This window comes from Carboxylicivirga fragile (genome assembly GCF_050589805.1).
GTDB lineage: Bacteria > Bacteroidota > Bacteroidia > Bacteroidales > Marinilabiliaceae > Carboxylicivirga > Carboxylicivirga fragile.
Genome location: NZ_JBNGOY010000052.1, coordinates 1 through 14,024, shown reverse-complemented (window position 1 = coordinate 14,024; position 14,024 = coordinate 1). Strand labels below are relative to the sequence as shown.

General features: G+C 37.6%; 13 protein-coding genes. 9 read left to right on the top strand and 4 right to left on the bottom strand.

The genetic code is table 11. The features are described from left to right. Nucleotides 1-41 precede the first annotated feature (41 nt). Together ACRD7B_RS18885 and ACRD7B_RS18880 are read right to left on the bottom strand one after the other, a co-directional pair. Entirely contained in the window at nucleotides 42-1,688 is a 1,647-nt protein-coding gene (locus ACRD7B_RS18885) for an NAD+ synthase (protein WP_430826196.1), read from the bottom strand. A gap of 77 nt (nucleotides 1,689-1,765) precedes the next feature. Next, a complete protein-coding gene (locus tag ACRD7B_RS18880) occupies nucleotides 1,766-2,398 on the bottom strand; it encodes a porin family protein (RefSeq protein WP_430826195.1) in 633 nt (210 codons plus the stop codon). A gap of 128 nt (nucleotides 2,399-2,526) precedes the next feature. Between ACRD7B_RS18880 and gldB the strand changes: the two genes are divergently transcribed. The 3 genes from gldB to ACRD7B_RS18865 are packed head-to-tail and all read left to right on the top strand — an operon-like array spanning nucleotide 2,527 to nucleotide 4,887. Then, nucleotides 2,527-3,540: a gliding motility lipoprotein GldB gene (gene gldB, locus ACRD7B_RS18875; protein ID WP_430826194.1), complete on the top strand. Its 1,014-nt coding sequence runs from the start codon at nucleotides 2,527-2,529 to the stop codon at nucleotides 3,538-3,540. Between the two features lie 12 nt (nucleotides 3,541-3,552). After that, nucleotides 3,553-4,347: a nitrilase-related carbon-nitrogen hydrolase gene (locus ACRD7B_RS18870; RefSeq protein WP_430826193.1), complete on the top strand. Its 795-nt coding sequence runs from the start codon at nucleotides 3,553-3,555 to the stop codon at nucleotides 4,345-4,347. Next, nucleotides 4,348-4,887, top strand: coding sequence for a 5-formyltetrahydrofolate cyclo-ligase (locus ACRD7B_RS18865; RefSeq protein WP_430826192.1), 540 nt, complete (start codon nucleotides 4,348-4,350; stop codon nucleotides 4,885-4,887). Nucleotides 4,888-4,921: 34 nt separating this feature from the next. On the opposite strand, the gene fdxA is transcribed toward ACRD7B_RS18865, so the two are convergent. Then, entirely contained in the window at nucleotides 4,922-5,089 is a 168-nt protein-coding gene (fdxA, locus tag ACRD7B_RS18860; protein ID WP_430826191.1) for a 4Fe-4S ferredoxin, read from the bottom strand. Nucleotides 5,090-5,268: 179 nt separating this feature from the next. Next, nucleotides 5,269-6,450: a M20 metallopeptidase family protein gene (locus ACRD7B_RS18855; RefSeq protein WP_430826190.1), complete on the bottom strand. Its 1,182-nt coding sequence runs from the start codon at nucleotides 6,448-6,450 to the stop codon at nucleotides 5,269-5,271. A 142-nt stretch (nucleotides 6,451-6,592) separates the two neighbouring features. Here ACRD7B_RS18855 and ACRD7B_RS18850 point away from each other — a divergent pair, with 142 nt between their 5' ends. From ACRD7B_RS18850 to lpdA, 6 genes are all read left to right on the top strand, one after another. Then, nucleotides 6,593-7,513 carry a cation diffusion facilitator family transporter gene (locus tag ACRD7B_RS18850; protein ID WP_430826188.1) on the top strand — a complete coding sequence of 307 codons (921 nt, stop codon included), beginning with the start codon at nucleotides 6,593-6,595 and terminating at the stop codon, nucleotides 7,511-7,513. Between the two features lie 186 nt (nucleotides 7,514-7,699). Further along, on the top strand, nucleotides 7,700-8,785 hold the full coding sequence (locus tag ACRD7B_RS18845) for a DUF1573 domain-containing protein (protein WP_430826187.1): 1,086 nt from the start codon (nucleotides 7,700-7,702) through the stop codon (nucleotides 8,783-8,785). Nucleotides 8,786-8,853: 68 nt separating this feature from the next. Beyond that, on the top strand, nucleotides 8,854-9,972 hold the full coding sequence (meaB, locus tag ACRD7B_RS18840; protein ID WP_430826186.1) for a methylmalonyl Co-A mutase-associated GTPase MeaB: 1,119 nt from the start codon (nucleotides 8,854-8,856) through the stop codon (nucleotides 9,970-9,972). Nucleotides 9,973-10,008: 36 nt separating this feature from the next. Next, nucleotides 10,009-11,106 (top strand): redoxin domain-containing protein, encoded by a 1,098-nt coding sequence (locus ACRD7B_RS18835; RefSeq protein WP_430826185.1) that lies wholly within the window; start codon nucleotides 10,009-10,011, stop codon nucleotides 11,104-11,106. Nucleotides 11,107-11,161: 55 nt separating this feature from the next. Next, nucleotides 11,162-12,259, top strand: coding sequence for a redoxin domain-containing protein (locus tag ACRD7B_RS18830; RefSeq protein WP_430826184.1), 1,098 nt, complete (start codon nucleotides 11,162-11,164; stop codon nucleotides 12,257-12,259). A gap of 207 nt (nucleotides 12,260-12,466) precedes the next feature. Continuing rightward, complete coding sequence (lpdA, locus tag ACRD7B_RS18825; protein ID WP_430826183.1) at nucleotides 12,467-13,858, top strand: dihydrolipoyl dehydrogenase; 1,392 nt, start codon at nucleotides 12,467-12,469, stop codon at nucleotides 13,856-13,858. Nucleotides 13,859-14,024 lie beyond the last annotated feature (166 nt).

The window sequence follows — 14,024 nt, the reverse complement described above, 5'->3', positions numbered from 1 at the left end:
TTGTTTCTAGCCTTATAAAAACTGCTCAATCCATGGTTTAGTTAATATTTTGCAACTAGTGGCATTCTTCGGCCCATTCCAAAAGCTTTGCTCGATACCCGTAAAGTAGGAGCCGTTTGAAATCGTTTGTATTCATTCATGTTTACCAAGCGTATGGCTTTATTCACGATTGCTTCGTCGAAACCTGCATTTATAATGTCGTTTGGCGATTCATGTTTTTCGATGTATCGAAACAGGATGTCGTCCAAAATATCATAGTCGGGCAAAGAGTCAGAATCTTTTTGATCAGGCCTTAACTCGGCCGATGGTGGTTTGGTAATCGTGTTTTCAGGTATCACTTCCGAATCGCGATTAATGTAACGAGCCAATCGAAATACGTCGGTTTTGTAAACATCACCTAAAACGGAAAGGCCACCGTTCATATCGCCGTATAAGGTACCATAACCTACGGCTGCTTCACTTTTGTTGGATGTATTCAATACAATATGTCCGAATTTATTGGACAGTGCCATTAACAATGTTCCGCGAATTCGTGCCTGAATATTTTCTTCTGTAACATCTTCTTCTTTACCGGCAAAAATTGGACTCATCAGCAGATTATAGCCGTTGAATAATTCCTTAATGGGAACAATGTTATATTCTATTCCCAGGTTATTTGCCAAATCAACAGCATCGTTGATCGAATGGTCTGACGAATATTGCGATGGTAATAATAAAACACGTACATTTTCCTTACCCAATGCCTCAACGGCCAAAGCAACTGTTACTGCTGAATCGATACCTCCTGATAAACCAAGTGTTGCTTTTTTAAAACCCATTTTACCAAAGTAATCATGTATGCCGCACACCAAGGCGTCATTAATGAGTGCAATGGACGATTGTTTATCTTGAGTTATTGCTTTATGATTCGTTTCGTCCATATCAAAGCTGATATAGTCTTCTGAAAAAAGTGCACCTTGATGCGTGATTTCACCTTTCTTATTTACGACCATCGAATGACCATCAAAAATTAATTCGGTATTAGCACCTACCTGATTTACGTATATAAATGGAAGTTCAAATTGTTTGGCTTTATTACGAACTATGTCCTGGCGAATATCAACTTGAGTGTACGAAAAAGGAGAAGCAGCAATGTTAATAGCAAAATCTGGTTTTTGCTTCATTAACTCTTTCATCGGCGAAAGTGTATAAAGTTTATCGCGGGCAAATGCGTTAGCCACTGGTTGATCGTCCCAAATATCTTCACATATGGTAAGTGCTATTTTCTTGCCCTTCAATTCTATTACTTCAAACTGCTTGTTCGGCTCAAAATAGCGGTACTCATCAAATACATCGTAGTTTGGTAACAGGGTTTTACGCACGATTTGTTGAATGGCACCATCATTCAGAAAATAGGCGGCATTGTACAAGTTTTTGCCTTGTTCGGCAGGATTTATTTCCGGGCCGCCAACAATGGCTGCAATGCCAATACATTTCTCTGCAATTCTGTCAATAGCAGTTAGGCAGCTCTCGATAAATTCTTTTCGTTCAAGAAAATCATATGGAGGATAACCACATATGGCTAATTCCGAAAAAACAACTAAGTCAGCACCCTCTTTCTTCGCCTTTTCAATGCTACTAATTATTTTATCAGCATTCGATTCAAAATTTCGGATGTGATAATTTAACTGAGCCAGAACAATTTTCATCTTATATTTTTCTTTTTAGATGCAGTTAACCCATGAAAGAATTAAACAACGTCCAGTAATAATTTTATTGCTTACGCTTAAAAAATCACACCAAATTGAAATACGAAACGATTAAGGTGTGTTTTATCTTTAATGGCATGATCTGTTACATCAAGAAATCCATTGTTATAAAGAATACCAATTTTTAAGTGAGTATCTCCACCAAGTGAGTACTCCATACCACCTCCCAGATGGTAGCCCATATCAAAGAAGTTAACTTCACTGCTAAGTGAATTGTCATCTTGATCGACGGCTTTAATGTTGAATTGCCCAAATAAACCAAACTGTCCATAATAACGCGAGCGATGAAATTCGTTGGTTAATAATTTAAGGCTAAAAGGTACTTCCAGATATTTTAGTTTATAAGTGGTGTTTTGTAAGGTAGAACCTGTTTCGCCTTCTGCTGGAGGTAGGTTATAACTTAGTTTGCCACCTGTTGAATTTATGGTTATACCAGTTGTAAAAGCATAGTTCTGTTCAAAAAAGCGATCCATCTCAATGCCAAAGTTAAAGCCAAACTGATTGCCGTTCGAACTTACTTCACTATTATCGGAATTGAGCCACGATAGCTGTGGACTTAGAACAAAAGCTAATCGAGTGCGCTTTTCATTTTGTGCATTGGTGTTAGCATAAATGAATAAAGCGATGAATATTAATAGTATCTGTTTCATTAACGTTAATTTATCGATTGAAAACGCTACAAACTTACTTAAAACTAGTTTTTCATCCACTTTTTTTTTAATCGAAGCGCAAATTTTCTGAGCTTTTGTATTTTTACGATTAAATAAAGAAGATTTCAATGAGGAAGAATTTCGTTTTTCAAGGTTTGGTTTTGCTTTTATCAATAAGCTTAATTGGTTCCTGTAATAGGGTTTCGGCACCTGATGTAAGTAAGGTTGATGTGACGGTACATTCACATTTGTTTTTTATGGATGTGTTTGATAGTAATTCTAAAGAGATTGGTGCTCGTGTTGAAAGCTTAAAAGAAAAGTATGGCTTGTATTTAGAAGCTTATAGCCAACGCATGATTCAAATTGGAAGTGTTGAAGATCCATCTTACCCGCAACATTTGCAAAGCTTTATTGAATATGAAGCCAATCAGGATGTGTTTGCAAAGAGCAAAGAAGAATTTGCTCAGGTGGACGATATTATGAGCGACATGGCACAAGCATTTCGATATTATAAATATTATTTCCCTAAGACAACGATACCAGAAGTGTATTTTCATATTTCAGGTTTTAATCAATCCATTGCAGTCGATTCGGCATGGATTTCGATAAGTGTTGAAAAATACCTTGGTGAAGATTGTGAGTTTTACGAATGGTTAGCTATTCCGGCATATTTGCGTAAGCGAATGGTGCGTCAAAAAATTGTACCTGATGTAATGAAAGCAATGGCTATGACCAACTTTCCAGGGGGAATGAAAAATGAAGATGTATTGAGTAATATGATTCAAAAAGGTAAGGAGTTATATTTTACTGGTTTAACGAATCCGTATCTGAATAAAAAATATTTATTTGATTTATCGGAGCAGGAGTTGGAATGGTGTGAAAAAAATGAGGCTTTCATTTGGGCTACCATGGTGGAGCGCAAGCACGTGTATAATAATGACCGCATGGTTATACAAAAGTACACGGGAGATAGCCCCTTTACCTATTATTTCGGACAGGATTCTCCTGGAAGAGCGGCTGTATATTTAGGTTATCAAATTGTAGCTGCTTATATGAAGCAGCATCCTGAGCTCAGTATATTAGATTTAATGCACGAAAGTGATGGGCATCTTATTTTCCGAGAATCGCGTTACAGACCATAAGAATTAGTGACGATGGTAAAAGTAGGAATACTTCAGTTTGCACCTGTTTTGGGTGATGTAAAGGCTAACGTTAGTCAGGTTCGTGAGCTGGTTACATCGAATAAAAGATGTGATTTGTATGTGTTGCCCGAGTTGGCAAATTCTGGTTATCGTTTTAATAATCGAGATGAAGTGATACTGGCTGCAGAAAAAGTGCAATCCAGTTATTTTCTAAAGGAGTTGATGCAATTAGCTGTTCATAAAAATGCTCATATCGTCACTGGCTTTTGTGAACGAGAAGGTAGTTTATTGTATAATTCATCCGTTCTTATTGGGCCAGAAGGATTAGTTGGAGTATATCGTAAATTGCATCTTTTTATGGATGAGAAAGATTTTTTTGAACCCGGGAATTTGGGCTTACCTGTTTATGATACACCGATTGGAAGAATTGGGATGTTGGTTTGTTTTGATTGGATGTTTCCAGAAGCATGGCGTGCTTTGGTTTTAAAAGGAGCCCAACTCATTGCTCATCCTTCCAACTTGGTATTACCGTATTGTCAAAGTGTGATGCCATCGTATAGTCTGGTTAATAAATGTTTTATCGCAACTGCTAACCGAATTGGAAAGGAACGTGATTTAACTTTTACGGGTCAATCTGTATTGGTTGATCCCACCGGAGAATACGTGTTAAAAGGAAGTATTGATCAAACCGAGTTTTTAACTGTAGAGGTGGATCTAAAGCAGTCGGATAATAAAAATATTACACCTCGTAATGATGTTATGAAAGATAGGCGATCAGATGTTTATGGAGATTTTAATGTGAGGTAAATGAAGGATAAGAAAGAATTAAGAAGGGCGATTAAAGCAATCAAACAGTTGAAATCTAAGGAAGAGAAGTTAGGGCAATCGATCAGTATTTGTAAGCAGTTATTGTCAAATTCAATTTATCAAGAGGCAAAGAATATTCTTTTTTATTGGGCCATGGCCGATGAGGTGGAGACACAGACCTTTATTTCCGATCAATATCAATTGAAGTCAATTTATCTGCCGGTTATTCGCGGCGAAGATTTGGATATGGTTTTGTTTGAGGGAGAAGATAAACTGATTCCCGGACCTAAATATGGCATTCCTGAACCATCAGGTGAACGCTTATTGGATGAATCAATAATTGACTTAGTTATTGTTCCTGGGGTGGCTTTTGATTCAGAAAATAATCGAATGGGTAGAGGTGCTGGCTATTACGATCGAATATTGAATAGGTTGCCCAATGCGAAGAAGATTGCTTTGGCTTTCGATTTTCAAATGGTGGAAGAGGTTCCAACCGAGCCACACGATATAAGAATGGATTCAGTAATATTCTATCAATAAAAAAGCCCCTTTCGGGGCTTTTATATTTCTTTACTTACGCTGGGTGAATCGCTTCAGTAGGACAAACATCAGCACAAGTACCACAATCAGTACAAGCTTCTGCGTCAATTTTATAGATATCACCTTCGGAGATAGCGTCTACTGGACATTCGTCAGGACATGTACCGCATGCAATACAGTCGTCATTAATTACGTAGGCCATTTTATTTTTTCTTTAATGGTTATTATTACAGCGGCAAAATTATTGGCTTTTTTTAATTAATGAAAGAAAACTTGTTGAAAGTCGTTTATTTTGAAAGGTTATAAATAAGGTCTCGAGGTCTTAAATAGTTAATTGCATTGATAGTTAGCGCTTTGGCTTACTTATGATTTGATATTGGCTTATTTCGAGAGAAATCGAAAGGCTATATAGGCCATTGTTCCAGTAGCCGTTTCGAGAGAATTTTCGTTTAAATTGAACTGTGGCGTGTGTAAACTGCCTGTTTCTCCTTTATCTTGTGCCACTCCAAAACGATAAAAAGTGCAAGGATATTTCTGGGAGAAGTAGCCAAAATCTTCGGCAGTCATCCTGATATCCATTATTTCTGTGTTGCTCTTACCCAAATATTCATTCGAAAATTCAATGGCTTGGGCGGTGATGTTTTCATTGTTATGAACCACAGGATAACCATCTTTAATGTCAACTTCACATTCTGCTCCCATCGAAGCTGCTGTTTGGGTGGCGATTTCCTTAATTTTTGTTTTAATGATTGCTCGCCATTCCTCGTTCATGGTGCGTAAAGTTCCAGCTAATTCCACTTTTTCAGGAATAATATTAGTAGCGCCATTGGCAATAAATTTACCAAAAGAAAGAACCGTAGGTATTTGGGCAGGTACAATGCGGCTCACAATTTGTTGTAGCGATATGAGTATTTGCGAGGCTATAAGTACATTGTCGGTTAGTGCATGTGGCATGGCGGCATGACCACCTTTGCCTTTAATCGTCAGGTAAACTTCGTCGCCCGAAGCCATGTACATGCCACCTTTAAAGCCAACATGACCCGTTTGCATACTTGGGAGCACATGCTGACCTAGAATGATGTCAGGTTTGTAGGTATCAAAAATACCCTCTTCCATCATTAACTTAGCGCCACCCGGAAATACTTCTTCTGCTGGCTGAAAAATAAGTAAGATAGTACCTTGCCATTCTGCTTTGAGTTCATTTAAAATCATGGCGGCACCAAGCAATGCAGCTGTGTGCGCATCATGTCCACAAGCATGCATCACACCTTCATTTCTCGAAGTGAATTCAAGATTTGTGGCTTCCTGAATTGGTAGCGCGTCCATATCGGCTCTCAGCGCAATGGTTTTAGATGTAGGGTTTTGTCCTTCAATTATACCAAGTATACCTGTTTTTACATAGCCCGTTTTAAAAGGAATACCAATTTGTTTAAGTTGTTCTTGTATGTATAAGGAAGTGTTGTTTTCTTCAAACGATAGTTCAGGGTGAGCGTGTAAATGTTGTCTAATATCAATTACTTGCTGTAAATATTGTTGAGTAAGCGCTTTAATTCTTTTTTCCATCACGGTTAATTCTATGCTTGTTCTGCTTCGATTAATGTAAAACAAAGATAACAGTTATAAACTCAATTACTAGTAGTCGATTTGTTGAGCATTTCTTATAAACTATTTTATATTTTTATGGTTTACTTGTTAAAGGATAAAAATGGGAGAGCATCATCATGATCATGATTTAAAGGGTAGAAGTTTAATAATAACTATCCTTCTGAATATTGCGATTACTGTAGTTCAGGCAATAGGGGCATTGTTGAGCAATAGTTTGTCGTTACTAAGCGATGCCCTGCACAATTTTTCTGATGTTATGGCTTTGGTCATAAGTTATATTGCCAATAAGCTTTCTTTGCGAGATTATAGTAGTGGTAAATCGTATGGTTATAAACGGGCCGAAATTTTAGCGGCTTTCATTAATGCAGCTGCACTTTTAGGGGTTTCGTGTTATCTAATTATCGAATCCGTTGATCGTTTTTTTTCTATACATCAACCAGAAGTAAATGGCTTTTTAGTTGCCCTACTCGCGGGTTTTAGTATTGTTGCTAATGGTATAAGTGTTTTGTTGGTCAAAAAACATTCGGACAATAACATGAATATGAAGTCGGCCTATTTACACCTGTTTTCCGATATGCTTTCTTCACTTGCCGTTATGATAGGTGGAATAGTCATGTATTATTGGCATGTGGCATGGGTTGATGTTGTTTTGTCGATTATTATTGCCCTGTATTTAATTTACTCTAGTTGGAGCTTGTTGGTTAAAACAATAAAGGTGTTGATGCAATTTACACCAGCGGGAATTGATGTTGAAGAATTGGCCAATCATTTCAAAACTCTTGAAGGAATTAAGAATATCCATCACATTCATGTGTGGCAATTAAACGATGAGGAGATTCATCTGGAAGCGCATATTGATTATGAAGCGGATGTGAAAATATCGGAAGCAAATAAAATAATGGGTGTTATAAAAAGCGAATTAAAACAAGAATTTAAAATAACGCATTGTACACTTCAGCCTGAATTTGAATTAAATGACGATAAAAGTTTGATTGTGAATGGGGCTGCCTGTTCTGAATAGTTGGTGAGATTTACAATTGTTGTAGGCTGGCGCAAAAATATTCTTAATTTTGTATGTTAATCATTCAATTTATAGAATAAAGCGGTATTATTTTTGAACAATTAGCTTTGCACTGCGTACAAAAGCATTGCGTAGTGTTTTTATTAAAAGAAAATAATTGAAATTAAAGAGTAATAGAAGATAGTTATGAAACATTTAACACTTATCCTTTTATCCCTAATTATTGGATTATCATCCGCTTCGGCACAACATGCCAAAGCAAACCTGGTGTTTGAGGAAACCATTTATGATTTTGGTGAATTGAAAGAGGATGGCGGAAAAAAAGTACATTCATTTAAGTTTAAAAATACCGGAGGTCAACCGGTTGTTCTTCATAATGTGAAGGCTTCATGCGGTTGTACATCTCCTGAGTGGACACGTCACCCAATTCCTCCTGGAGGATCCGGTGAAGTAAAAGCAATTTTTGATCCACGTAACCGTCCGGGTAATTTTAATAAAACAGTTACGGTGGCATCTAATGCTCAAAATGGTACTGTTGTTCTTCGTATCACTGGAAAAGTTTTGCCAAAGGTGAAGACCGTAGCAGATATTTATCCTCGTAACATGGATGTTATTCGTTTGGAAACATCGCATCTGGCATTTACCAAGATGACGCCTCAGCAAAAGAAGGTTGAGCAAATTAAGGTGATTAGTACAAGTGAGGAGCCTGTAAAGATTAGTTTTTTAAATGTACCAAAGCACGTTGTTATAAAAGCCGTACCTGAGGTATTACAGCCAAATCAAGCGGGTGTAATTACTGCAACCTACGATGCGAAAATTAAAAATGATTGGGGATTTGTAACCGATAATGTGTTTTTGATTTTTAACGATGTACGTGAATATAAAAATCGTTTGACGCTTAGTGCATCCATTGCTGAAAATTTCAGTGACTGGACTCCCGAAAAATTAGCACAAGCTCCCAAGGCTGAAATAGAAAAGAAGGTATGGGATTTTGGAGAAATTAAACAGGGTGATAAAGTAACACATGCCTTTGAAGTAAAGAACAATGGGAAAAGTGAATTAATTATTCGTAAGGTGAAAGCCTCGTGTGGTTGTACTGCAATTAAACCCACAAAGACTATACTGGCACCTGGAGAAACAACAGAAGTTGTTGCCGAATTTAATTCAGCGCATAAAACAGGTAGGCAAAATAAGTCGGTAACAATTGTTACCAATGATCCCAAGAGCACAACACTGATGTTGCGTATCACAGGAAATGTAAAAGTGAATTAGAGTTATAAAGTAAACAGAAGAGAGTTGATACTTGTTAACTCTCTTTTTTATGTCCAGAAAGATTAAGAATGGCCACATTTGACGACCACGATCATGTTGAAAATAATCCTGCCTTTAAGGGATTAAAAGTTAATAAAGGTGTTGCCTCGGCTCCCTCGGTTAATCCCGACGCAGCCAAACGTTTCTTAAAAAAGCGTAAGCCACAGCTGAGTGTTGATGATTTTGTTAAAGGTGTTCTTAGCGGTAATGTAACTATACTTAGTCAGGCTGTCACTATGGTTGAAAGTGCTAAACCTGAACATCAAAAAATAGCGCAACAAATAATTGAGAAGTGTTTACCGCATTCGGGTAAAAGTATTCGTTTAGGAATAACGGGTGTTCCAGGTGCTGGTAAAAGTACCTTTATTGAATCCTTGGGCATGCACATTATTGAGCAAGGTGGAAAATTGGCTGTTTTAGCAATTGATCCATCAAGTGAGCGTTCTAAGGGAAGTATCCTCGGAGATAAAACCCGAATGGAGAAGTTGTCTGGTGAGCAGGATGCATATATTCGCCCTTCTCCCTCAGCTGGTTCATTGGGAGGTGTAGCACGTAAAACACGCGAAACCATTATTCTGTGCGAAGCCGCTGGTTTTGATACTATTTTTATCGAAACAGTTGGAGTTGGGCAATCCGAAACAGCTGTTCATTCAATGGTCGATTTCTTTTTATTGTTGATGTTGGCTGGTGCTGGAGATGAGCTTCAGGGTATTAAACGTGGTATAATGGAGATGGCCGATGCCATTGCTATAAATAAAGCGGATGGCTCAAATTTACAAAAGGCTACATTGGCTCAAACCGAATACAAAAGCGCATTGCACTTATTTCCACCAACCAAATCGGAATGGACGCCTGAAGTAAAAACATGCTCTGCTCTTTATCATGAGGGAATTGCCGAGATTTGGGAGATGTTAAATAAATACGTATCCTTGACAAAGCAGAATAACTATTGGAATAACAATAGGCGTTCACAAGCTAAATATTGGATGTACGAAAGTATAAATGAGCAGTTAAAAGATCATTTTTATCAGCGTGATGATATTAAGCAGAGCCTGGCGGAGAATGAAGAGTTGGTGTTGAATGATGAGAAAAGCTCATTCGTTGCTGCTAAAGATTTACTGGAAACATATTTTAAAAATATTAAATAATTAGATGCCATTTTAATGGCTAAAAAAAGTAAAATAATGAAGAAGTTAATGTTGGCAATCGTAAGCGTTGCTATGTTGGTGGCGTGCCAGCCAAAAGGATATCAAATTACTGGAACACTTGAAGGTGCAACAGGTCAGGCAATTTTAAATAGCATTCGTAAAGGACAACCTGTAGCTGTTGATACGGTTGACATTGTCAACGGTCAATTTGCATTTTCGGGAATGGTTGATGCGCCCGAGTTGTATTTACTTTTTATTGAAGGACAACAACGACCTGTTCAGTTTTTTGTTGAAAATACGACCATTACCATTAATGGTAATATGACTGATATGGATAATATTGAGGTAACAGGTTCTAATTTAACTGAGCTATTCAAGCAATTTGAAAACGAGCGCCCTGGTAAGGAACGTCAGACACAAATTCAGCAAGAGTATATGCAGGCTCAAATGACACAGAATAAGGATGCCATGCAACAGTTAGGTGAGGAGATGAATGCCATAATGGAAGATCAAAAAGCTTACTACAAGCAATTTGCAGAAGCCAATACAGATAATGAATTAGGTGCCTTATTAAGTTTAGGACTTGCACAAACTTTAGATTTAGAAGCTTTAAAAGCTTTGGTAGAGAAGTTGGAAGTAAATATGAAAGATCATGTTTATGTACAAGAAATGCGTGCCGCTCTTGAGCCTTTAGAGACTTTCGAGAAAGCTGTTGAGGCAGTTAAAGAAGGTGCTGTTGCACCGGATTTTACACTTTTAACAGCAGATAGCACAAAAGTAACTTTAAGTAGTTTTAGAGGTAAATATGTTTTGGTAGACTTCTGGGCTAGCTGGTGTGGTCCTTGCCGTCAAGAGAATCCTAATGTTGTTAAAGCATACAATGCTTACAATGCAAAAGGTTTTGAGGTACTTAGTGTTTCGGTAGATCAGGATAAAGTAGCTTGGCAAAAAGCGGTTAAGGAAGATGGTTTGGTTTGGACTAATGTTATTTCTGATGAAGCAACTAATGTGCCAGCCAAATATGCTATTCAAAGTATTCCAACAACCTTTTTATTAGATAAAGAAGGTGTTATTATCGCCAAAAACTTGCGAGGTGATGCTTTGGAGAAAAAACTTGCTGAGCTCTTAAAATAGAATTCTAGGAAAATACCCTCTAGGTATTTATAACTCATACTTAAAAAACTACATCATGAAAAAACAATTTTTTGGAACCCTAATGGCAGTTGTTCTTTTAACGGCATGTCAAATGCAGCCTGCTGGTTTTACCCTAAAAGGTAAACTTACTGGCGAAGCCGATAAGGCACTTATTGTTAATGTTGTCGATAAGGACGGTTTGTCAGCTATTGATACTTTAACTTTGGTAGACGGTGTTGTTGATTTTCAGACGACTTTGGATCAACCGATGCTGATTGTAATTCAATTAGAAGGAGCACGTGGTGGATTAACATTTTTTGGAGAGAATGTTGCTTATACTATCGATGGAGACATTAATGCGCTTGCTGATGCAGTGGTAACTGGAGGTGAATTATTTAATGCAAATAAAACACTTGACGATCTTCAGAAAGAAATTAATAATAAAGGAGAAGAGCTTCGTGTTGCCTATGGCGCTGCAAGCCAAGCTGGAGATACAGCTAGACAAAGCGAAATAGTAAAAGAATTTGAAGCTGGTCAAAAGCAGTTGGAAGATGCTCAAATCAAGTTTGTTGATGAGAATCCAACTTCACCAATTTCGGCATTTATCGTAAGTAATGTATACCGTCATAAGCCACTCGAAGAAATTAAAGAAGGTGTTGCAAAATTAGATGCATCACTATCTACTTCGCCTTATTATCAAGTTATCTCGGAACGCGTTGCTAAATTAGAAAAGGTGGCTATAGGACAGCCTGCCCCTGATTTCACAATGAATGATGCAGATGGTAATCCTGTAAGTTTATCTTCTTTTAAGGGTAAATTAATATTGGTTGATTTTTGGGCTAGCTGGTGCGGACCATGTCGTCGCGAGAATCCTAATGTAGTTAAACTTTATGCTGAGTTTAAAGACAAAGGTTTTGATATTCTAGGTGTATCATTGGATCAAAAGAAAGATGCCTGGTTGAAGGCCATTGAAGATGATCAATTGACTTGGAATCATGTTTCAGATCTTAAAGGATGGGGTAATGATGCAGCTAAATTATATGCTGTTTCAGGAATTCCTCACACCGTATTAATTGATGCTGAAGGTGTAATTATTGCTAAAAATCTTCGTGGTGATGAGCTACATAACAAGGTGGCAGAATTATTGAACTAGAAATTACACGAACTTAATTTTGGAAATATAGAATTAAAAGGAGGCCATGCGGTCTCCTTTTTTTGTAAATAAGTTGACAATTATCGTTTTATTGCAAACCTCTGCCGTCTAAATTTGTTATCAATTAGATGTCTGATTTTAAGGACATAATTTTTTTCTTACTTTTGTTATTTAAACTTTGTCTAAATAAAGAAAAAATATAGCAATATGAATTATGATGTAATTGTTATCGGTACTGGCCCAGGTGGTTATGTGGCTGCCATACGAGCTTCGCAACTAGGCTTGAAAGTTGCTGTTGTAGAACGTTCAGAGTTAGGCGGTATTTGTCTTAATTGGGGCTGTATACCTACAAAGTCGTTACTGAAAAGTGCGAGTGTATTTGAATACTTGAAGCATGCTGCCGACTACGGTGTTAAAATCGAAGGTGAAGCAAGTGCTGATTTCGAAGCTATGGTTAAGCGCAGTCGTGGTGTAGCCGATGGAATGAGTAGCGGTATTCAATATTTATTTAAGAAAAATAAAATTGAAGTCATAAAGGGTACGGGTAAACTTTTAGGTAATAAAAAAGTTGAAGTGACCACTGAAAGTAATGAGAAGCAGGAGTATCAGGCTGATCATATATTATTGGCCACAGGTGCTCGTAGCCGTCAATTGCCTAACTTGCCACAGGATGGTGAAAAGGTGATAGGATATCGTAAAGCATTGACTTTGGATAAAAAGCCGGAGTCGATGATTGTAGTTGGTTCAGGTGCCATTGGAAGTGAATTTGCTTATTTCTATAACGCCATCGGTGTTGATGTTACTTTAGTAGAGTATTTGCCAAATATCGTTCCGGTTGAGGATGAAGAAGTATCGAAGCAATTAGGACGTTCGTTCAAGAAATCGGGCATTAAAGTTATGACTGGTGCCGAAGTTACTAAGGTGGATACTACTGGTGACAAAGTAAAGGCTGTTATCAAAACTAAAAAAGGTGAGCAAGAGTTTGAAGCAGATGTTGTTTTATCTGCAGTAGGTATTACGCCTAATCTTGAGAATCTTGGTCTTGAGGAAGTGGGTGTTAAAGTTGAGAATGGTCGTGTGAAGGTTGATGAGTATTACAAAACTTCAGTTGAAGGTGTGTATGCAATTGGCGATATCGTTCCTGGTCAAGCATTGGCGCATGTTGCATCTGCTGAAGGTATTATTTGTGTTGAGAAAATTGCAGGACATAATCCGGAAGCGCTTAACTATAATAACATACCTGGATGTACATATACCGTTCCTGAAGTTGCATCTGTTGGTATGACAGAAAAAGCTGCTAAGGAAGCCGGCCATGAATTAAAAGTTGGAAAATTCCCTTTCTCTGCATCGGGTAAAGCGAGTGCAGCTGGTCACAAAGAAGGTTTTGTAAAACTTATTTTTGATGCTAAATACGGCGAATTACTAGGTGCACATATGATTGGTGCCAATGTAACTGAAATGATTGCGGAGTTGGTTACAGCACGTAAACTTGAGACAACAGGTCATGAGTTAATTAAAGCTGTTCATCCACACCCAACCATGTCGGAAGCTGTTATGGAAGCTGCTGCCGCTGCTTATGATGAGGTAATTCATATCTAGTATTTGCTAGATATTTGGAATATATAAAAGAGGGTGTCTCAAAAGTATTTTTGTGAACAAGCAAACTTACTGTTTGTTATTTTACTTTCGTTTTACCCCTCCAAACCTCCCCTAAAGTGGAGGCTTAAGTCCCCTTCAGGGGATTTAGGGGTAGTAAAAAAGGATA